21 protein-coding genes are annotated in these 21,698 nt (G+C 42.1%); 8 read left to right on the top strand and 13 right to left on the bottom strand.

Annotated features, from left to right (window positions below; genetic code table 11):
* The first annotated feature begins 66 nt into the window (after positions 1 to 66).
* The 6 genes from exbB to N6B01_RS10495 all read left to right on the top strand — a co-directional run bounded on the left by exbB (position 67) and on the right by N6B01_RS10495 (position 5,270).
* Positions 67 to 1,290, top strand: a complete 1,224-nt coding sequence (gene exbB / locus N6B01_RS10520; protein WP_262078663.1) for a tonB-system energizer ExbB — start codon at positions 67 to 69, stop codon at positions 1,288 to 1,290.
* 4 nt (positions 1,291 to 1,294) lie between these two features.
* Positions 1,295 to 1,735 (top strand): TonB system transport protein ExbD, encoded by a 441-nt coding sequence (exbD, locus tag N6B01_RS10515; RefSeq protein WP_262078662.1) that lies wholly within the window; start codon positions 1,295 to 1,297, stop codon positions 1,733 to 1,735.
* Positions 1,736 to 1,820: 85 nt separating this feature from the next.
* Positions 1,821 to 2,390, top strand: coding sequence for an energy transducer TonB family protein (locus N6B01_RS10510; protein WP_262078661.1), 570 nt, complete (start codon positions 1,821 to 1,823; stop codon positions 2,388 to 2,390).
* Positions 2,391 to 2,654: 264 nt separating this feature from the next.
* Entirely contained in the window at positions 2,655 to 3,572 is a 918-nt protein-coding gene (locus N6B01_RS10505; RefSeq protein WP_262078660.1) for a cell envelope integrity protein TolA, read from the top strand.
* Between the two features lie 249 nt (positions 3,573 to 3,821).
* Positions 3,822 to 4,151 (top strand): DUF952 domain-containing protein, encoded by a 330-nt coding sequence (locus N6B01_RS10500; protein ID WP_262078659.1) that lies wholly within the window; start codon positions 3,822 to 3,824, stop codon positions 4,149 to 4,151.
* A gap of 12 nt (positions 4,152 to 4,163) precedes the next feature.
* The gene (locus N6B01_RS10495) at positions 4,164 to 5,270 is read left to right on the top strand and encodes a quinone-dependent dihydroorotate dehydrogenase (RefSeq protein WP_262078658.1); all 1,107 of its coding nucleotides are present in this window, start codon (positions 4,164 to 4,166) and stop codon (positions 5,268 to 5,270) included.
* 697 nt (positions 5,271 to 5,967) lie between these two features.
* Here N6B01_RS10495 and rlmH read toward each other — a convergent pair.
* The 9 genes from rlmH to N6B01_RS10450 form a co-directional block, all read right to left on the bottom strand.
* Entirely contained in the window at positions 5,968 to 6,450 is a 483-nt protein-coding gene (gene rlmH / locus N6B01_RS10490; RefSeq protein WP_262078657.1) for a 23S rRNA (pseudouridine(1915)-N(3))-methyltransferase RlmH, read from the bottom strand.
* Between the two features lie 173 nt (positions 6,451 to 6,623).
* Positions 6,624 to 7,268: a DUF7822 domain-containing protein gene (locus tag N6B01_RS10485; RefSeq protein WP_262078656.1), complete on the bottom strand. Its 645-nt coding sequence runs from the start codon at positions 7,266 to 7,268 to the stop codon at positions 6,624 to 6,626.
* A gap of 339 nt (positions 7,269 to 7,607) precedes the next feature.
* A complete protein-coding gene (gene rsfS, locus N6B01_RS10480; protein WP_262080650.1) occupies positions 7,608 to 7,943 on the bottom strand; it encodes a ribosome silencing factor in 336 nt (111 codons plus the stop codon).
* A gap of 198 nt (positions 7,944 to 8,141) precedes the next feature.
* A complete protein-coding gene (locus N6B01_RS10475; protein ID WP_262080648.1) occupies positions 8,142 to 8,720 on the bottom strand; it encodes a nicotinate-nucleotide adenylyltransferase in 579 nt (192 codons plus the stop codon).
* A gap of 29 nt (positions 8,721 to 8,749) precedes the next feature.
* On the bottom strand, positions 8,750 to 10,033 hold the full coding sequence (locus tag N6B01_RS10470; RefSeq protein WP_410007265.1) for a glutamate-5-semialdehyde dehydrogenase: 1,284 nt from the start codon (positions 10,031 to 10,033) through the stop codon (positions 8,750 to 8,752).
* 6 nt (positions 10,034 to 10,039) lie between these two features.
* Complete coding sequence (gene proB / locus N6B01_RS10465) at positions 10,040 to 11,164, bottom strand: glutamate 5-kinase (RefSeq protein ID WP_262078654.1); 1,125 nt, start codon at positions 11,162 to 11,164, stop codon at positions 10,040 to 10,042.
* A gap of 6 nt (positions 11,165 to 11,170) precedes the next feature.
* Positions 11,171 to 12,184 carry a GTPase ObgE gene (obgE, locus tag N6B01_RS10460; RefSeq protein ID WP_182417714.1) on the bottom strand — a complete coding sequence of 338 codons (1,014 nt, stop codon included), beginning with the start codon at positions 12,182 to 12,184 and terminating at the stop codon, positions 11,171 to 11,173.
* Positions 12,185 to 12,443: 259 nt separating this feature from the next.
* Entirely contained in the window at positions 12,444 to 16,193 is a 3,750-nt protein-coding gene (gene metH / locus N6B01_RS10455) for a methionine synthase (RefSeq protein WP_262078653.1), read from the bottom strand.
* 244 nt (positions 16,194 to 16,437) lie between these two features.
* Positions 16,438 to 16,947, bottom strand: coding sequence for an MmcB family DNA repair protein (locus tag N6B01_RS10450; protein WP_262078652.1), 510 nt, complete (start codon positions 16,945 to 16,947; stop codon positions 16,438 to 16,440).
* 269 nt (positions 16,948 to 17,216) lie between these two features.
* Between N6B01_RS10450 and N6B01_RS10445 the strand changes: the two genes are divergently transcribed.
* A complete protein-coding gene (locus tag N6B01_RS10445) occupies positions 17,217 to 17,912 on the top strand; it encodes a DUF1013 domain-containing protein (protein WP_182417711.1) in 696 nt (231 codons plus the stop codon).
* Between the two features lie 89 nt (positions 17,913 to 18,001).
* Here N6B01_RS10445 and N6B01_RS10440 read toward each other — a convergent pair whose 3' ends face one another.
* The 4 genes from N6B01_RS10440 to N6B01_RS10425 all read right to left on the bottom strand — a co-directional run bounded on the left by N6B01_RS10440 (position 18,002) and on the right by N6B01_RS10425 (position 20,966).
* Positions 18,002 to 18,748, bottom strand: coding sequence for a hypothetical protein (locus N6B01_RS10440; RefSeq protein WP_262078651.1), 747 nt, complete (start codon positions 18,746 to 18,748; stop codon positions 18,002 to 18,004).
* A 201-nt stretch (positions 18,749 to 18,949) separates the two neighbouring features.
* Positions 18,950 to 19,300: a hypothetical protein gene (locus N6B01_RS10435; RefSeq protein ID WP_182417709.1), complete on the bottom strand. Its 351-nt coding sequence runs from the start codon at positions 19,298 to 19,300 to the stop codon at positions 18,950 to 18,952.
* A gap of 73 nt (positions 19,301 to 19,373) precedes the next feature.
* Entirely contained in the window at positions 19,374 to 20,081 is a 708-nt protein-coding gene (locus N6B01_RS10430) for a YMGG-like glycine zipper-containing protein (RefSeq protein WP_262078650.1), read from the bottom strand.
* 462 nt (positions 20,082 to 20,543) lie between these two features.
* Complete coding sequence (locus N6B01_RS10425) at positions 20,544 to 20,966, bottom strand: hypothetical protein (protein ID WP_262078649.1); 423 nt, start codon at positions 20,964 to 20,966, stop codon at positions 20,544 to 20,546.
* Positions 20,967 to 21,058: 92 nt separating this feature from the next.
* Between N6B01_RS10425 and pncA the strand changes: the two genes are divergently transcribed.
* On the top strand, positions 21,059 to 21,667 hold the full coding sequence (gene pncA / locus N6B01_RS10420; RefSeq protein WP_262078648.1) for a bifunctional nicotinamidase/pyrazinamidase: 609 nt from the start codon (positions 21,059 to 21,061) through the stop codon (positions 21,665 to 21,667).
* The last annotated feature ends 31 nt before the right edge of the window (positions 21,668 to 21,698 follow it).

Here is a 21,698-nt window from a genome sequence, read left to right as displayed (position 1 = left end):
TATTATTAAAGGGTAAGAATAGCCAAAAATTTCCTATTATATTTGAGATGTGTAAGAGGCATGATGATGAGTGGCTTAATAAAGCAAGTTGTGGGCACACTAGGCATATTATTGGTAATGGCAGGCAATAGCCATGCACAAAATGCGCCCACACAACCAGTTCAAGGTGAGGGGGCTTTATCAGTACCTAATCAAGCAATTGATTCTCAAACCAATACAGCGCCTCTTCCGCAAGCACCAGTATTGCAGCCAACACCAACTGCACAAACTGGAAATGGGGTGCAAGCGACCAGTACTCCATCAACAAATGGCACGGTGATCGTACCTGCAACAACTGCCAATGGTGACAATAGCTCAGCTAACACGCCAAGTGCTAATCAAGCCCCTGCAAACCAAGTACCTGCAAGCCCAAATAATGCCCCAGCAAATTCGGCTCCTCAAGATGCCACGGCACCAGCTATAAACAATCCGCAAAATAGTGAAACAGCTCAAGGTACTGGTAATCTACCTGCCCAGCCGCTGCCGCCTATTAATGCAGGCGAGACCGTAGTTGGCATTGATAAGTCAACGCTGCCGCATGACCTTTCTCCTTATGGCATGTTTATGCAGGCCGACTGGGTAGTTAAAACCGTGATGATTGGTCTTGCAATGGCATCATTGCTCACTTGGATTATTTTTGTGGCCAAAACGATTGAGCTTAGTATTGCCAAAGCCAAAGTGCGTAATGCAGTGCGGGAGATTGTGAGTTCGCATAGTCTTAGTGAAGCAATTGAAAAATTTGCCAATAAAAAAAATGTCAGTGGACGCCTTGTTAATGCCGCAGCCAATGAAGTGCGTATGTCCATTAATGCAGTGGATGGGGCTGGTAGCAGCGGTGTCAAAGAGCGCGTAACATCCGCTTTATCACGTATTGAAGCCCATGCAGGACGGCGCATGGCTGGTGGCTCAGCTATTTTGGCAACCATTGGTTCAATTAGCCCCTTTGTTGGTCTATTTGGTACTGTTTGGGGTATTATGAATGCATTTATCGGCATTTCCAAATCGCAGGTAACCAATTTGGCGGTTGTGGCACCAGGTATTGCTGAAGCATTGCTTGCAACGGCAATCGGCCTTGTTGCAGCTATTCCTGCTGTTGTGATTTATAACTATCTTGCCAAATCTATTACTGGATATCGTCAGATTGTAACCGATGCATCAACGGGCATTGAACGTCTTGTGAGCCGTGATCTTGATTTTCGTGAAGCCCAAAGAAAATCGCCGCGCCCCATACAACCCTTAACTGCGGAGTAAAATAATGGCTGCAAAACTCGGTGAAATTGGTGACGAACTAGATCTTAACCATGACATAAACGTAACGCCGTTCATTGATGTTATTTTGGTTCTGCTGATTATTTTTATGGTGGCTGCACCTTTGGCAACTAGCGATATTCCGGTAAAATTGCCGGCATCTACAACGCAGGCTCAGCCGCCAGAAGATAAGCCAATCTATATATCGCTTCAGCAAGATAAGTCGCTTTTTGTTGGCGATGTTACGGTAAACCTAGAAAATCTTGCTGCTGAACTAGATAGGCAGAGCGAAAATAATAAGGAAACCAAGATTTTCATTCGTGGTGATACAAATGTTAATTATGGTGCAATGATGGATTTATTCAATTCACTGCGCGCGGCTGGATATTTTAGCATTGGGCTTGTTGGGCTTGAAATGTCTCCCTCTGCTCCGCCTGCTGCACAATGACTACCTGCGGCGCAATGAAAAGCGCTTAAAATATATTGGAAATTTAAAGATGGCAGAAAATGCAAAATTTAAAATAGGTATAAAAATGATAAAGTCATTGACTGTGTTTTTATCTTTTTTGCTTTTGCTGCCATTACATTTTGCATTTGCAGAAGTACAAAACCCAACAAGTGATAACCAACATCTTGTAAATGATGACGCAAGCCATCAAAGTGAAGTTAATCAATCTAAAGCATTGCCAGCTTCACCGCCAGTGATATCGGTAAAGCCAGATAAGCCATTCGATAAAGAGGGTTTTGCGGCCCAACGATATTTTGACAAGAATAATATAGACTGGAAAGGTCGCGTACAGGTTAGGATTAAAAGATTTAGCCAAAGCATGCCTGAGATTGAAGGAACTGAGGGTGGTGTGGTTCTTATCAGTTTTAAATATGATGACGAGGGCACAATCACTAGCGTTGAAGTTAAGCGCCCTTCAGGGAATGAAAAACTTGATCAATACGCGGTAACCATGTTTCAAAAGATGGCTACTATACCAAAACCAATCAGTGGCGGCGGAACTCTCACCGTTCCGATTAGTTTTCCAAAATCAGAAAAAAAGCCAACCGATGATGAGATGATTGATGATAAAATCAAGACAGATCCAACGTCTTAAAATGATCAACGCATTTGTTCATCAAGAAAATATGTAGAATTTGTTAAGTGGGTAAATACCTCATCTGTTGAAGATAATATCATTTACGACATTCTTGCAAATTTCAGAAATAGCAGATTTTAGCAAAATATGATTTTTTTTTGTGAAATTTAGGTATGTGGCAATAAAAGCTTTACGCATAAAAGCATTGCAAGAGTTATGTAAATACGAGCAATAAAAATAGGAACGCGGCTTATTGAGGCTTTCCAATTAGGAGTTGATACAATGCAGGGAAATATAGGACAGGACAGTTCAGGGCAAAAGCAGTCCCCCTTTATTCTACCAGCAGCCCCATGGTGGCATAAATGTCTATTATGGGGTGGTGCGGCGATTTTTGTCACGTTTTTTTATGTTGCTGCGGCCGTTGCACTTTATCGCTTTGGTAATGAGCCAGATCGTCTGGCGGGGTCGCCTCCTGCTTTGATGTTAGTTTTTGCAGAAGAAGTAACCGCGCCGGATAGTCCAAATTTGTCTGAAGAGGTACAGGCCGAAACACAGGTAAATGAACCTGAAGTTGAGGAAAAGCCCGAAGAGGAGCCAGAGCCTGAACCAGAGCCACTTCCCGAACCTGAGCCCGTTGTTGAAGACGTGAAGCCTGATCCTGTAGTGACGCCGCCATCCGATATGGTGGAAGAGATAAAAAAGGAAGAGCCAAAGGAAGAGCCTAAAGAAGAAAAGGTAAAACCAACACCAAAGCCTGAAAAGCCGGAGCCTAAAAAGGTTGAAAGGCCAGAGCGTAAAAAAACACCACCGCCAAAAAGGCAGGCACAAAGGGCCGACCGCAACCAAAAAGCGGCGGCACCAATAGTTGATGCAAAACAAGGTTCAACTTTTGCGGCACCACGCACCAGTACAACTGATGGTCTAGGTGGAAAACTCTTTGATGACTGGAAAGGCAAAGTGCAGGTTAAATTGCGCAGTATGGCTAACCGTGTAAGGCGTCAAGCCGGTGGTTTAACCGGTACTGCAATGGTTCAATTTTCCTATGATGCATCAGGAAGGGTGACATCAACTCGTATTAGTCGCTCATCAGGTAATGATCGGGTTAATGAAATTGCTTTGAAAGTGGTTCAAATGGCATCACCAATACCAACGCCACCAAAAGGTGGTGGAAGCCTTACTGTACCAATCCAGATCCGTTAATCATAAAGCATTTAAAACGAACGATTTTTAAAATGGCTTTATATATGGAATTTAAAAGCGCCAAAGTAATTTGCTTCGGCGCTTTTTTATAAATCACATAAAATTTTTAAGCGGTATTTTGCCAATTGTATTTTAACTGTTATAGCCATATGAAAGATGTTTAAGCGGAAAGCCTTGTCCTTAATTCGGTTTTGCAGCTGTGAACACATTATGATAGAATGAAACCCGTTTTGAAATGGCGAATTTGGTATGGCCTTTATTTATAAAATTTTGACCCAAGTGCAATGGCAGCAAGCGCAAGAAGATGGGGTTTTTTTGGGCGCCCCAATCGACATTGCAGATGGATTTATTCATTTTTCAACTGCCGCCCAAGTGGCAGAAACCGCCAATAAGCATTTCAAGGGGCAAGATAATCTTTGGCTATTGCAAGTTGATGAAGCAAAGCTTGGTCAAGCCTTACGCTATGAAGTATCAAGAGGTGGTGCTTTATTTCCCCATCTCTATGCTACTTTAGATTGCCAACTTATAGAAAATATTTGGCCCTTTAATGCCGATGATAATGGCATTTTTATCGATTGATAAGGATTTATTATGAACTTTCCAATCAAGCAAAGCTTGGCCTGGTCACTCATCAAGCCTTTTATTTATAAGTTTGATCCTGAAGCCGCTCATGGCATGGCGCTTTCTGGTTTAAAAACTGGGCTTACTAAAGGCATACCAATCGAAGACACGCGCCTTGAATGTAACGTCGCTGGATTAAACTTAAAAAATCCGCTCGGTATGGCTGCTGGATTTGATAAAAATGCTGAAGTGCCAGATGCGGTTTTGCGTCTCGGTTTTGGTTTTACCGAAATTGGTACCTTAACGCCATTGCCGCAAGAGGGAAATCCTAAGCCGCGCTTATTTCGCTTGGTTGACGACCAAGCGGTTATAAATCGCATGGGATTTAACAATGATGGTCATGATGCTGCTCATCAACGGCTTATAGCAAGGCGTAGGCAAGGTATTGTCGGGGTTAATATTGGTGCCAATAAAACCTCTCAAGACCGTATTGATGACTATGTTCAAGGCATTAATCGGTTTTATGATGTTGCGGACTATTTTACTGTTAATATTTCTTCACCCAACACACCCGGTTTGCGTGACTTGCAAGCAAGAAGCAGTTTGAACGGGCTGATAAGTGCAATAACTGCAGCACGAACTTCGCAAATGGCGAAAACAACCAAAGAAATTCCAATTTTCTTAAAAATTGCGCCGGATCTTGACGAGGCAAGCTTAGATGATATTGCGCAAGAACTATTAGCAAGTTCGTTTAATGGTGTCATCATATCCAATACGACCTTGTCGCGTAGTGGTTTAAACGACAAGGTTCAAGCTAAAGAAGCGGGTGGCTTATCGGGTAAGCCAATTTTTGAACGCTCCACAATAGTACTTGCGAAAATGCGTAAGCGGCTTGGCAAGGATTATAATATTATTGGTGCGGGCGGCATTCGTAATGGTGAAACCGCTTTAGAAAAAATTAAGGCAGGCGCGGATTTATTGCAGCTTTATAGCTCTATGGTTTATGAAGGGCCGTTTCTTGCAGGGAATATTTTGCGCGGCCTTTTAAATGCTTGTGAGCAAGATGGTGTTAGCAATGTTCGTGATTATCGCGATGCTAATCTTGATGCGTGGGCAATGCGCCAAATCGATATTTAAAGCTCTTAAAATGCTCTAAATATCATTAAAAATATTATGCTTTGGCAAAATGTTTGATGAGGGTTTGTGGTATCACTTAAAATATTTCACTCGCTACTAAATAGTTTGAGTGATACCTATTATTTTTCTATATTCAGGGCTTGTTCAATTGGTGTTAATCTTTGAATAAAATAAAATTTGCTTAAAGGATCATATTGGTTAAGGTGATAGGCAAATGTGGCAAGCAAAGCCAACGTAAATAATTTTAACTCCTTAATTGATTGCCGGCGCGGTATGCCTTTTCCCGCTAAGGGCTTAAAGTTTGCAAAACATGCGGAAATGAGGATGAGAACAATAAATCCCGGCATGTAGGCAGCAAATAATATTGAATGGTTAAATGTTAGATCTGGAAACTCATTTTATATTTCGAGTAAATTGGGCTTGTTATAGCTACGTACAAAGTAAGTAAGCCACCCATCATTATGACCATTAGCTAAATTTTGTGAAAAATAAAAAAATACAAAAAAAAATCGAAATAGTATAGTCGGTAGCAATAAAAGGTGCGTTAACCAACCGCGCTTGAAACTTACCAATATAAACGCCAAAAACGAAAAAAATGCAAAGACAAAGTATAAAGTCGTTCCCCAATATAAAGTAAGTTCATTTAGCATATGATAGCTTTACCGTTTGTATTCACCTTTTATAAGGGTTACGATTTTTAATCGCGATGGTAGGGGTGATTACTCAAAATCGTTGTCGCCCGATAAAGCTGCTCGGCAAGTAAAATACGAGCAATCTGGTGTGGCCATGTCATCGAGCCGAAAGACAATAGTTTATCTGCCCTTTGGCGTGCCAAATCACCGTGACCATCGGGCCCACCAATCGCAATTAATAATTGCCGCGCACCATCATCACGAAATTGAACAATGTCATCAGCAAATTGCCGCGATGAAATCGACTTTCCACGCTCATCAAGTACGATTAGTCGCGCATTGTCTTGCAGGCGTTCAAGCATTTTATTGCTTTCTTCATCCATGCGTGCTTGCGCCTTATCAAGGCGGCTTTCGGTGATTTCATGAACGCCGCCAAAGCTTAGGCCTAAGGTCGGAGCCGATTTTGTAAAACGGTCAAAATAGCGGTCAACAAGCTCACGCTCTGGGCCTTTTTTCATGCGGCCAACGGCAAAAATTCCAATTTGCACAACATATTCCTTTTTTGATTTGCATAATCCACCCATTTGGGTTGGCTTACTAATTTACCCTCTACGATAAATATATGGAGTGGATAAACCTTTTTTATCAAAAACAGGGTATTTCATAGACATGATACGATATTGTCACAAAATAATCTTGTAAACTTAATTTTTTGATAGAATTAAATACATTCAAAAAGTCCGGCAAGTCCAAGCATAGCATTTTCACGCTCTACATTGTCGAAATCATCGCCAAGTGTAAGATCACTTAAAGGATTATCTTTTGGCTTTTGCGTAATAATTTGCATTAATTTGAGCTGCTGCCAAAATTGTGGCCCCCGTAAATGATCAACAGCTTGACCTAATTTTATATGTTGGCGAGCTCGCATTTTTACCCACTCTTCCATAGGCGGGTCGCGATCATAATTTTCCAAAACATCAATTTCATAGGATTCAAGAACATAGAATTGGCAGCGATGCGATGACAAATGCTCTAATACAGGGTCAAATAATTCAACTATTTCAGGATTATTTTTAACGGCTAGGTTTCTCATCAATAGGCCTAGTTTTTTAAAGCGATTAAATCCAATATCACCATCACCCATAGTAGCATAAATGATCGGATCCGCATTAAAGCCTTCGTCTTCGTCGTCCTCATCATTGCTATAATCAATGCTTGTTATACATCTTGTATTGCCGCTTACTAATAAGCGAAAAAACAATGGAACAGCATAAGGCTGATCACCGAGATAAATTTTTTCCTCAGGAATTAGATTGCTATCGGGCAAATAGCCATTAATGCCAATAAGAGTTGATCTATTTGCCATAACTCATCCTTTGAATATCTTAAATATTCTTCAATTATATATTGTTTTTTAAAATAAACGCTATTTCTAATTCAAGCAAATTGGTCAAAAAAATCATAAAAGCCTAATTTTCTGTATTAAAGCCATGCGATAAATTATGCTTATACTTTGCTTTAATGTTAAGCAGTCTTGGGGCAAATGGCTCTTTGACGATAAAAATGCTTTGCACATAATATATTACAAAGCCCAAAAAATTGCGCAAACACCATAATCGCCAAAGCATAGGTATTTGCGCAAATTCATCAAGTTGCATCCCTTTGAAAAATTATTATAGGGAAAAACGGCAATAGAGAGTGGTTCTTAATCTTTTGCTGGCTGCTGCCACATTTTTTCAAGATTATAAAATTCACGCACTTCTGGACGGAAGAGATGAATAATAACATCGCCAGTATCGATCAACACCCAATCACCATCAGGTAGTCCTTCAACTTTAACATTACGCACGCCTTCTTCGCGTAGTTTGCGTAAAATTTGGTCGCCAGCAGATGCGACATGGCGGCTAGAACGACCTGAAGCGATAATCATGAAATCGCCAAGTGCAGACTTGCCCCTAATATCAATTTTGATGATTTCTTCTGCTTTAGCGTCTTCTAGGCATTCAATAATAAATTCTAGCTGTAGCTCAGGCAGAGGAATAGCTTTATGAGGTTTGCGACCAGACCGATTATTAGCCAAGATTGGATCGCTTGTCGACAAGGTGTCGTTTAAGTGTGTTGCGGTTTTCAGAGCCGTCCCTTTCTATAAAAAGATATCGTTACGCATCACATTTATTAAATGTGCCGTAAATTAGTGTAATTGGCAAGATAAATTATTAACCAATGCCTTATCAACTATTTAGCTTTGGCGCAATTGGGTTGACGAAAGGCTTGAGCGTGGGCCGTGGATAAAGGTCCATGCAGGTGGTTTCATTAAAGCAAGGCCGCTCGCTAAGCGTTCATCAATACGGTTTTGGGCAAAGCGCCGTGCCGTCACTGATGATAGAGCTGCAATGGTTGCACCCGGCCTATCAATAATTGCGATGGGGATTTTACGAGCTATATCCTGCCAATGCTGCCAAAGATGGAAGTTTTTTAGGCTATCTGCTCCCATAATCCAAACAAAATGCACACCGACATTACGTTGCAAAATGTGGTTGATGGTATCTGCTGAAAAGCGTGTTTCAATCGCCTGTTCAAATGCTGTTATTTTAATATGCGGATCGGAGATTAGTCCTTCACTTAAGCCTATCCGTTCACTTAAAGGCCGTAATTCCTTTTGGCTTTTTAGTGGATTGCCCGGCGTTACCATCCACCATAGTTTGTCAAGGCGTAGCCGTGTTATTGCAATATCGGCCACTAAAACATGCCCCTTATGCGGCGGATTGAACGAGCCACCATAAAGGCCGATAATATTGCCTTTTTCCGCATGGGGCATTTTCAAATAATGATCGGCTAGCTTGTCGCTCAAGGTCTTATTTGCCCTTTGCCCAATACATGATATTGAAACGAGGTAAGCTGCTCAACACCAATTGGCCCACGTGCATGCATTTTACCCGTAGCAATACCAATTTCCGCCCCAAAACCAAACTCACCACCATCGGCAAATTGCGTTGAGGCATTGTGAATTAGAATGGCTGAGTCGATGCCATTAAAAAATCTTTCAACAATTTGAGGATCTTCAGCAATAATGGCTTCTGTATGATGTGATGAATAGTGTTCAATATGGTCAATCGCCTCATCAATGCCATCAACAAAACGCACCGACAAAATCGCATCAAGATATTCGGTTGACCAGTCCTCATCACTTGCTGGAACTGCCTTATCAAATATTTGCAATATTTCAGTGCTGCCGCGAATTTCGCAACCTTTAGCAACAAGATTATTCAAAATAGCAATCAATGCTTGCATGTCAAAATGGCGATCTACCAATAAGGTTTCAGCTGCGCCACAAATACCAGTACGGCGCATTTTTGCATTAAGCACAACCTCATTAGCAATATTTTTATCGGCGGATTTATCAATATAAATATGGCAAATACCTTCAAGATGAGCAAAGACTGGTACTCTTGCTTCATCTTGCACGCGCTTAACAAGGCTTTTGCCACCACGTGGAACGATCACATCAATTGCACCATTAAGACCTTTAAGCATTTCGCCAACCGCAGCACGGTCGGTTGTCTTAACCATTTGCACTGCATTTTGTGGTAAGCCAGCCGCTAACAACCCTGCTTTAATTGCTTGATAAATTGCACTTGATGAATGAAAAGAATCCGAGCCACCACGCAAGATGACGCAATTGCCAGCCTTAAGGCAAAGGGCAGCCGCATCCGCGGTTACATTGGGGCGACTTTCATAAATAACGCCAATAACTCCAAGCGGCGTGCGCACCCTTTGAATATGCAAACCATTAGGACGATCCCATTCATCAATGACGCTACCAACTGGATCCGGCAAATCGGCAATCATGCGCACGCTGTCAGCAATATTCGCAATGCGTTTTTCATCTAAGCGTAAACGGTCAAGCAATGCTGCCGACATGCCAGCTTTTGTCCCTTGCTCAATATCTAATTGATTGGCAGCAAGAATGGCTTGGCAATTATTAGAAATTTCATCGGCAATGGCTTTTAACGCAGCGGTCTTTTGTTCCGGCAAGGCTGATTTTAGCCTGCGCTGGGCTTGCCGTGCTTTCACTCCCATATCAAGCATGGCACTGGCGATACTATGATTTTGATGATGATCTGGCATTATATCCCCCTAATTATGCACAACCATATCATTGCGATGAATTATGGCAGAACGCGCATCATAACCCAAAATATCAGCAATCTCCGTGCTTTTATGGCCAGCAATGCGACGTGCTTCATCACTATCATAGGCAATTAACCCGCGAGCAATTTCGCCGCCATCTGGGCGCACAATCGCAACCGTATCACCACGATGGAATTGACCCGATACTGAAACAACACCAGCGGGTAAAAGTGATTTGCCAGCAAGCAAGGCGCGCACTGCGCCTTCATCAACCTGTAAAATACCCATTGGTTCAATCTGACCGGCTATCCATGTTTTCCACGCATTGACTGGGCGCTCTGATGGTTTAAAGAGGCTATAAGGAATACCCTCATCCAAAGCTTTAAGTGGATGAAGCCGCTTGCCTGATGTGATAATCATTGCCGTGCCAGCGCTCGTGGCAATCTTACCAGCATCAAGCTTAGTTTTCATGCCGCCGCGTGATAATTCCGATGCCGCAACGCCTGCCATAGCCTCAATATCTGGGGTAATGGCATCAATCACTGGTAATAATTTAGCATTTTTATCCAAATGCGGCGGTGCAGTATAAAGCCCATCAATGTCCGATAGCAAAATAAGCAAATCTGCACCCATCATTGTTGCAACGCGCGCGGCTAGGCGATCATTGTCGCCATAGCGGATTTCACTGGTGGCAACCGTGTCATTTTCATTGATAACCGGTACAATGCCCAATTTTAGCAAAGTATTCATGGTGGCACGTGCATTGAGATAACGCCGACGCTCTTCGGTATCGTCAAGGGTTAATAAAATTTGCCCCGTGCGCAACTGGAATTTTTGCAATTCTTCATTATAGGCGCGGGCAAGTTCAATCTGCCCAACCGACGCAAAAGCTTGACTTTCTTCCAGTTTTAACGCACCCGATGGAATAGATAACAAGGTACGCCCCAAGGCAATAGCGCCAGAGGAAACAACCATAATTTCTGTGCCAGAGGCTTTGAGTGCGGCAATATCATTACAAATGGCGGCAAGCCAGTCTTGTTTAAGGCCAGAATTTGGGTCAACCAAAAGGGAAGAGCCAATTTTAACCACAATACGCTTATAGCTTGCTAATGATTGTTTGACCGCCGCCATCAAATTTTACGCCTCACTTGTTTCCTCAATGCGGCTCTCGTCGATGTTTTTCATCAACATGCGCAATGCACCTTCCAAACCTTCACGGGTCACACCTGATAGGGCAAGGACGGGAGATCCTACAGCCTTTGCAAGCTCCGACATTTTTTCAGCGCGTTCTTCAGGGGTTAAAATATCAACTTGCGACAGCGCAACAACTTCTGGCTTTTCATCAAGACCATTACCATAGGCTGCCAATTCATCACGAATGGTGCGGTAGGTTTTGGCAACATCTTCTTCGCGTGCTGAAACAAGATGCAATAATACGCGCGTACGCTCGACATGGCCCAAGAACTTATCACCAATGCCAACGCCTTCATGGGCGCCTTCGATAAGACCTGGGATATCAGCAATCACAAATTCACGGCCATCAATACGGGCAACGCCAAGGCCGGGATGTAAAGTGGTAAAAGGATAATCAGCAATTTTGGGTTTTGCTGCGGTCACGCTTGACAAAAAGGTTGATTTACCAGCATTAGGCAAGCCAACAAGACCCGCATCAGCAATCAATTTTAAACGCAACCATAAGGTGCGCTCTTCGGCATCTTGACCGGGATTGGCACGCCTTGGTGCGCGGTTAGTAGATGTGGTAAAATGCAAATTACCAAAACCGCCATTGCCGCCTTTTGCTAAGCGAAAACGCTCGCCAACACGAGTGAAATCGCAAATTAGGGTCTCGTCATCTTCTTCAAAAATTTGCGTACCAACTGGTACTTTTAAAATAACATCTTCACCTTTAGCACCGGTGCGGTTACGGCCCATGCCATGCATGCCAGTTTTAGCCTTGAAATGCTGTTGAAAGCGATAATCAATCAAAGTATTAAGACCTGCAACACATTCAGCCCAAACATCACCGCCACGTCCGCCATCACCACCATCGGGGCCGCCAAATTCAAGAAACTTCTCCCTGCGGAAAGAGACCGCACCAGCGCCACCATTGCCGGAGCGAATATATACTTTTGCTTGATCGAGAAATTTCATGCTTTTTGCCGTTTACCAGTTTTAGAGAATAAGGATGAAGCAATTTTGTACCAACAAAATGCTTGAGATGTTTGACGAATGCATTTGAGCGATGGGAGCAAACATCTGCCATTGATAAAATGCTATAATTGAATTTTGCGCATTTTTCCACATAAAAGCGCAACTATTCGAATTAAATTGCTTTTTAGATGAAAAATAAAGGGCACTTTTACAGCGCCCTTTATAACTTACTTTGGCTTTAATAGATTGAAAACTTCAATTAAGCCGCATCTAGCTTATTAGGCATATAGTTTAAAATGGGCCCAAGCCAACGTTCAACCTCACCAACCGGCATGTTTTTGCGCGCAGCATAATCTTCCACTTGATCACGCTCAACTTTGGCAACGCCAAAATAATAGCTTTCTGGATGTGAAAAATAAAGCCCAGAAACACTTGATCCTGGCCACATGGCATAGCTTTCTGTAAGCTCCACCCCTGTTGTCTTGGTGGCATCTAACAAATCAAACAAGGTTCGTTTTTCAGTATGGTCTGGCTGGGCAGGATAGCCAGGCGCTGGCCGAATTCCTTTATAGGGTTCCCCAACCAATTGCTCTGGTGTAAAGGCCTCATCCTTTGCATAGCCCCAATAATTTTTGCGCACTTCTTCATGCATACGCTCGGCAAAGCTTTCAGCAAAACGGTCCGACAAAGCTTTCACTAAAATAGACGAATAATCATCATTGGCGCGTTCAAAATTTTCGGCAAAGCTTTGTTCGCCATTACCAGCAGTTACCACAAAGCCACCAAGATAATCAGCTTTGCCACTAGTTTGCGGTGCAACAAAATCAGCCAAGGCAAGATTTGCAACATTTTCACGCCGGCTTAATTGCTGGCGAAGTGTATAAAAGGTTGCCAATTGTTCATTGCGTGTTTCATCAGTAAACAAAGCAATATCATCACCAATTGTATTGGCTGGCCAAAAACCGATAACCCCTTTTGGGTGGAACCATTTTTCCTTGATAATTTTATCCAACATATGGCGTGCATCATCATAAAGTTGGCGTGCCGTTTCGCCTTGCTTTTCATCTTGTAAAATAGCTGGAAAACGCCCTTTTAACTCCCAACTTTGGAAAAAAGGTGTCCAATCAATATAATGGGCAAGGTCAGCAAGATCCCAATCATCAAAAACCTTGGTGCCAAGAAATGTTGGTTTTGGTGGCGAATAATTTTGCCAATCAATCTTAAAAGCGTTAGCGCGTGCTTCTGCAAGCGGTAAGCGTTTTTTAGCCGCTTCCCCACGCTCATGGGCGCTCGCAACCTTGGCATATTCTTCACGTATATCGCTTATTGTTGCGTCACGGCTATCGGGCGACAAGAGTGATGATACGACGCCAACCGCGCGACTTGCATCAAGCACATAAACCGCTTGGCTACGTTGATAACGTGGATGAATTTTTACCGCTGTATGAACGCGGCTTGTGGTTGCGCCGCCAATCAGCAATGGAATATCAAAGCCTTCTTTTTCCATCTCACTGGCAACATTGACCATTTCATCAAGCGATGGTGTGATAAGCCCTGATAGGCCAATGGCATCGGCCTTAACTTCACGGGCGGTTTCTAAAATTTTAGCTGCCGGCACCATGACCCCAAGGTCGATAATTTCATAATTATTACAAGCAAGCACAACACCGACAATATTTTTGCCAATGTCATGCACGTCACCTTTAACCGTAGCCATAACAATTTTACCCGCGCTTGAGCGGGTTTTGCCGGATTTATCATCTTCCATATAGGGCAATAAAACCGCAACCGCCTGCTTCATCACGCGGGCAGATTTAACCACTTGTGGCAAAAACATTTTGCCAGCGCCAAAAAGATCGCCAACCACATTCATACCCGCCATGAGCGGCCCTTCAATCACATCAAGTGGCTTTTCAGCTTGTAGCCGCGCTTCTTCAGTGTCAGCCTCAACAAATTCTGAAATACCGTTGACTAGCGCGTGTTCAAGCCGCTTTTCAACCGACAATTGGCGCCAAGACATATCTTTTTCTTTAGCTGCTTGCCCACCTTGGCCGCGATAATTCTCGGCCAGAGTTAATAGACGCTCAGTCGCGCCATCATCACTATTGAGCACAACATCTTCACAAGCCTTGCGCAAATCTGGGTCAATGGCATCATAAACTGCCAATTGGCCAGCATTGACAATGCCCATATCCATACCGGCAGCAATGGCGCGATAAAGGAAAACCGCATGCATGGCTTCACGCACCGGTTCATTACCGCGAAATGAGAAAGAAAGATTGGATACACCGCCAGAAATATGGACATGCGGCAAGGTGGCACGAATATCATGGGTTGCTTCAATAAAATCGACACCATAATTATTATGTTCTTCAATACCAGTGGCAACGGCAAAAATATTGGGGTCAAAAATAATATCTTGCGGCGGAAAGCCAACTTGCTGAGTTAAAATATTATAAGCGCGAGTACAAATTTCAACCTTACGCTCGCGTGTATCAGCTTGGCCAACTTCATCAAAAGCCATAACAACAACGGCGGCGCCATAACTGCGGGCAAGACGAGCTTGCTCGATAAATTTTTCCTCGCCCTCTTTCATAGAAATTGAGTTGACGATGGATTTACCTTGCACGCATTTTAAGCCTGCTTCAATCACTTCCCATTTAGACGAGTCGATCATAATCGGCACGCGGGCAATATCAGGTTCAGCTGCTAACAGATTTAAAAACTCATGCATAACGGCTTTAGAATCAATTAGCCCCTCATCCATATTAATGTCGATAATTTGCGCACCATTTTCAACCTGCGCACGGGCAACTTCTAATGCCGCGCTATAATCACCTGCGGTAATAAGCTTTTTAAACCGTGCCGAGCCGGTCACATTGGTACGCTCCCCCACATTCACAAAAGGGATATCATCAGTTAAAGTAAAAGGCTCAAGGCCTGACAGGCGTAAACGCGGCTCAATTGTTGGAATTTGTCTTGGTTTAAATTCTTTAACTTTTTCAGCAATAGCGGCAATATGTTCAGGCGTTGAACCACAGCAACCACCAATAATATTGATAAGACCATCCTTTGCAAAATTGGCGACTTGCTCCGCCATCGCCTCTGGGCTTTCATCATATTCACCAAAAGCATTGGGAAGACCAGCATTGGGATAAGCGCAAATAAGCGTATCTGCTACTTGCGACAATTCTTTTATATGCGGATACATCGCATGGGCACCAAGCGCGCAATTTAGCCCAAATGAAAAAGGCTGGGCATGGGCGAGTGAATACCAAAAGGCGGTTGGCGTTTGCCCAGATAAGGTTCGACCAGACAAATCGGTAATCGTACCTGAAATCATAATCGGCAAACGGATATTCTTTTCAAGAAACACTTCTTCAGCAGCAAAAACAGCCGCCTTTGCATTTAATGTGTCAAAAATCGTCTCGATAAGTAAAAGATCCGAACCACCATCGATCAGTCCTCTAATCTGCTCGCCATAGGCAATGCGTAAATCATCAAAAGTGACAGCGCGATAGCCTGGATTATTAACATCCGGCGAAAGTGATGCAGTGCGGTTGGTTGGTCCAATAGCACCTGCAACAAAGCGCATTTTGCCATCATAATCTTGCGCGCGTAATGCTGCGCGTCGAGCAAGGCGTGCGCCATCGCGGTTAAGCTCGTAAACTTCCGCTTCCATACCGTAATCAGCTTGCGCAATTGAGGTTGATGAAAAAGTATTGGTTTCCAAAATATCTGCGCCAGCAAGGGCATAGCGATAATGAATATCTTCAATGGCTTTTGGCTGGGTAAGGGTTAAAAGATCATTATTGCCTTTTAGCAAACAATCACAACTTACAAAGCGGTGGCCGCGAAAATGTTCTTCCTCAAAGCTTAGACCTTGTATCTGTGTTCCCATTGCGCCGTCAAGGATAAGAATGCGCTCTTTAGCGGCTTTTTTGAGCATTGCAAGGCGATCATCCGCTGCCTTACTGCTTTCAAAAAGTGAAGAGAAAGATTCGCTCATAATACATGATCCTTGGTCGTTATCGGCGCATTGTTATAAAATAATAGGCTCATTGCTTAATCTTCGGCTTAAAACTTAAAGGCGCGAAGCTTGCAGTTTGGGTACGGACAAAGATTGTTTTGACAAACTCCTCCCTTGCCGCTCCACTTAAATGACATAAAGAAATCTTTATGTCAATAAAGAGGTGGTAAAAGGTAAGGGAATAAAAATCTTAAAAAACAAAGACTTTAGCTAGTTTTTATTTTCAGTCTGTATTTTCACAATCAAGCTGCTTTTGGTCAATGATTAATCCATCAAGTTCGGCGCGTGCTAATCGTGTGGCGCTAGCTCTACCAAACCGTTGGATCACGGCTTTACGACGTGCAGCATTTAATTTGTGCTCTGGTGCTTCACGCAGGACATGGCCGCCATAACTATCAGCAAGGATAAATCCACAATTTTCAGGAAATAAATCCATTGGCACGTCACTATGGGTTGCAAAAAACAGCCGATCACAAAATGCCCGATAATCAGGCCATTTATTATCGGCCTTTAAATCAGCAATGGAGGATTTGACTTCAATAATCCAAATTTCACCCTTTGATGACACCGCTAAAAGGTCAGCACGCCGACCATCAGCCAGCGATAATTCGCTTAAGGGCGCAAAGCCAAGGCTTAATAATAGTCGCATAACGCCACGCCGCACAAAAAGTGCGCGTTCAGATTGTCGCCCGTCATCAAGTGGATGGTTTTTATGAAGATTAATGATTGCCATAATTTTCTAAAGATTTGAAAGCCGATTTAACGCATTTTTATAATAAATATTATGTTTTATAGGTAAGACGACAGCTATAAAATTTCAAGCGGTTGGTGTTATGAGCTTATATTGATGCTTTCTAAACTAATGGTACAAGCCGGTTTTATTGATTGCCTACTTGCCGCAAGATAAAAATCACTATATAAGGATAACAAATTTCCCGGAAAAAATGTGGCTTTTACCCACGTCCCGCAAAACCGGTGCGGGCGAACAGAAGGATTATATCTATGGCTAACCAGCTGCTGATGCCCAAGGCGACCGCCGTATGGCTTGTTGACAATACTGCTTTATCTTTTGATCAGATTGCTGCTTTTTGCAAATTGCATCCACTGGAAGTAAAAGCAATTGCTGATGGTGAAGCCGCGCAAGGCATTAAAGGTCTTGATCCAATCAATACCGGACAATTAAGTCGTGATGACATTAAGCGTGCCGAACAAAATCCTGATTTACGTTTGAAATTAGCTGATCCAAAAGTGCGTATTCCTGAAAGCAAGCGTCGCACAGCACGCTATACACCGCTTTCAAAGCGTCAGGATCGTCCAAATGCTATTTTCTGGCTTGTGCAAAACCATCCTGAATTAAAAGACGCACAAATTTCACGTCTTATTGGCACAACTAAATCAACTATTGAGCAAATCCGCACCCGTACCCACTGGAATTCAGGCACTCTTGTTGCTCGTGACCCTGTAACTCTTGGTCTTTGCTCGCAGATTGATCTTGATATTGAAGTTGAAAAAGCTGCTAAAAATCGCCCTGCTGATATGCCACGCGATGAAACCTTGTTGCCAGCATCTGCGACTGAAAATTATGGCTATGATCGCGGCCATGAAGAAGAAGAGCTTGATGCTGACAAGATCTTTGCAAAGCTTTCTTCTATGAAGCGTAAGGATGAAGACGAGGAAGAAGAAAACAATTCTTTCTAATTTGACATCATAAATTTCTATTTTAAAAAGGCTCGAATGCGTAATGCTTCCGAGCCTTTTGTTTTAAAAGCTGTTAAAATAATTATATATTAGTGACCTGTCGTTCGATTATCTAGTTGACTTAAAACAGATAAAGGCATTGCTCTTGCCGTTCCAAAGGTAATATTTTTTGCAAGGTTGGGAAATCTTGTATTCAAGATCTCTTTAAGCTTTTCATTGGCTGGATAAGGGAGAGACATGCCAATATATTGGCGATAAGAAACTTCAAACCCCTTTAATTCAATGCTTCCAAGATCTAGCCATTCATTTTCCTTTAGCTCAAAATAATTAGCGCCAAGAACGGGTTTAATGACCTCTGCAGTTTTTGTACCAAAAAATGTTTTTTCTGTTTCACCAATCCATTCGGAGTGTTGACCGTTTGTAAAACATTTTACTTCGGTGATAACATAGCGCCCCGGCTTTAATACTGTAAATGAATCAATAATGTCTTTAGCATTTAATTTTTCTAAAGAAGCTTTTTTTGAGCCAAAATCTGGAAAAGTGGCCATTCTCTTTGTTTTATCCGTAAGGCCCACAACACCATAATGTCTACCGCTTGAAGAGAGAATGGTAAATTGGCGATAGTCGATTTTTCCGTCTATTAACTGTCGTACGCGAATACTCCCTGCTAAACATTCTCGCTCATATGCAAATACGCGAACAGTTGCTCGGCTTGCTTGGCTGTTTGTAAAATTGGTAATTTCGGTTACGGAGTAATCTTTACGAGCGCCGCATGAGGATATGATTACACCACAGGAAATAATACCAAGGGTATAAATTAGCTTTTTAAAAAACACAGCTTTTACCTTATATAATTGATTATTAACCGCAAATTATATGCGCTTTTAAAGGGGCAAAATTTTGCTTGCCGCAAAGCGTAAATATTATGCGCTACTACTGAAAAATATAAATGGCGCTGCCAATAGGGGCTTGCTGTCTTCCCCATATTCTCAGCGCCGATATTTTTCTATAATAGAAATTAAACTTAACTGCTATTCTTAACCAGCATATTGATTAAGAGCACGCTGTAGTGAATTTACCTCTTGCTCAAGACGTAAAATGTCTGCTGCTGGTGTCGCGCGATTATTTCGTGCTGCACGAAGGCGAGCTTGTGCTTGATTATATTGCTGACGCAATTGGCTTGCCTTAGCTTGACGGCTTGCCGCAGTTTGTCTTAATTGGGCGGTCTGCTGTGTATAGGTTCCATTTGAAATATTGGAACGTGCACAATAATAGCCATCAAAACGAGCGTCACCCGTACAAGAGCTTTGGCAACCAGTAAGGGCTGTTACGGCGCCTAACATGCCAATGACAACCAATGGAAAAAGTTTTTTCTTTAAACCAGTCATTTCTTACTTAATCCTTTAATAAAAAGCTGCCGATATATGTGAAAATATCGACAAATCGGCAGCTGTTAAATTATTAGCTATCAGCGCGGCTTACAGCTGTTTGCATACGAGCCAATTGGTTTTTAAGCTGATTGCGTTGCGCGGTTAACTGGGCAACACGTTGCTTAGCGGCAGCATTATTGTTATTAGCTGTTGCTCGCTTCAAATCATTAAGATCTTGATCTGCCTGATCAACATATTGGCTAACAACCTTGACATTGCCGCGGGCGCTTTCAACTTGTTTGCGATAGGCTTCTTTTGACATCTGGCCGCTTGCAAGGCTTTTTTTGCTATTAGCAAGACGAGCGGTTTCTTCAGTGATAAGGCGACCAGTCAACCCATTGATTTTGCTGTAATGGGCAATGCTCTTATCAGCATTGGCAATAATCGCGCGTAAGTCACTTTGCTCGGCTGCAATGCCGCGGGTCTGCTGATTAACGCGGTTTGCATCTGCACCACCAATAACACCGCCACCAACGCCGCCAATAATTGCGCCGCGTGTGATTGAGCGGCTATCGCCACCAGCAATTGCACCAATTGCTGCACCTGCAAGCGCACCAACGACAGCACCAGTTGCAACACCTTGTACAATGCGGGTGCGTTCAGTTTGCTGTTGACGCAAAGCAATTTCCGTTGGGGTCATCGTTGATGGGTCAATTGCACTTGTTGTATTGGTACAACCGCTTGCCAAAACTGAAACAGCTAAAAGACCTGCAACAATCCGCTTGGAAATAAATGACATTATATTCTCCTGTAATGACGATCTATATTATAACTTGCCTTGCTTCATGCCATTGCAGGAGCTGTATATGTTTTAAGCCAATTTTAAAATGATAGCTGTTATATTTAAACTTATGTCGCCATCTTTATAGGATAGTAGCTCAATTGGTCTAAATATTGGATATGTTCAAATTGATTATGAAAAAACCCACCGCCGGCATTTTTTAAATTAACCTTATCCCTCTCACCACATTTGGCTTTTAAATTGCAATTTCAAAAACTGCTGTAAAATTCCCCTTCCAGCCAGTTTCATGCAAAATATGCCGTATTTCTAATCAAGGCAGTTTATCAACAACAATATTGCAGTAAAAAACAAGTCCTTTTTTAACTAATAATTAACTTTACACAATAAATTTTGATTTCATATAAAAAAACTAGATTTGGTATAATCTTAGAGCTTTGCAATGCTAGGCTTTATTGGTTTTCAAAGAACTTCATCATTGTGAAAAGTGAAGCCGAAAAAATTAAGAGGATCTGCAATTAATATGCCTTTTAAATTTTGACCATATGAATATTCTATTACCAATTTTTCAAAACGTTCTCGTTTAGTATAAATATCGTCAACTCTAACGGCATCTTCACATTTAAATAGATGCTCATGGATGGAAGAAAAGCAAAATTCGTCATCTTCGTCGATATCAAAGCAACATTCTATTTTTCCTTCAGCAATAACAATAGAAAGATCTTTTTCATTGATTGAAACTTTAAAGAGTTTATTGCCGCTTTTTATATAAAAAATATAATAATAAGGATGAAATTTTTTTACTCCATCCGTCTCATCAATAAAGCCGGTAACAAAACTTTCAGAAATTCCATTTTTTTTAATAAAATTCAAAATATTTTGCATTTGGTTTTACCTTTTTTTTAATATATAAAACACACTTATAAATTGGGCCATAAAATACAAGCTTTTTTTAAATTTTAAAAATGGGAAAATAGATGAGTGACAAGGCATTAATTGTTATTGATATACAAAATGATTTTTGCCCTGGTGGTGCATTAGCTGTTGCCCAAGGCGATGATATTATTGCACCGGTTAATGAGCTTATCGCTTGCCATGATCATATTATTGTAACGCAGGATTGGCATCCTCACAATCATTCAAGTTTTGCGTCACAGCATGATGGCTGCGACCCTTACCAAATTATTGAAATGCCCTATGGTAAACAAGTGCTTTGGCCAGATCATTGCATTCAAGGCAGTTATGGTGCCGATTTTCACCCTGACCTTCACTGGCAAAAAAGTGAGCTTTTATTGCGCAAAGGCTACAATTCTGCAATTGATAGCTATTCGGCATTTTTTGAAAATGATCATAAAACCCCAACTGGGCTAGCAGGCTACTTAACTGAGCGCCAGATAAAAAAAATATTGCTATGCGGTTTGGCCACAGATTTTTGTGTTGCATATTCAGCAATTGATGGTGTGCGTTCTGGTTTTGAGGTAAGTGTAGTTTTAACTGCTTGTCGTGCTATTGATCTAAATGGCTCGCTTGATCATGCAATTAAAGCAATGCAAAATAATGGTGTTGAACTATTATTGACCATATAGGATGTTGATATTGCGATAAATATATCAACAG

The organism is Bartonella sp. HY406, from assembly GCF_025449315.1.
GTDB lineage: Bacteria > Pseudomonadota > Alphaproteobacteria > Rhizobiales > Rhizobiaceae > HY038.
This window is presented reverse-complemented; position numbering and strand designations above follow the sequence as displayed.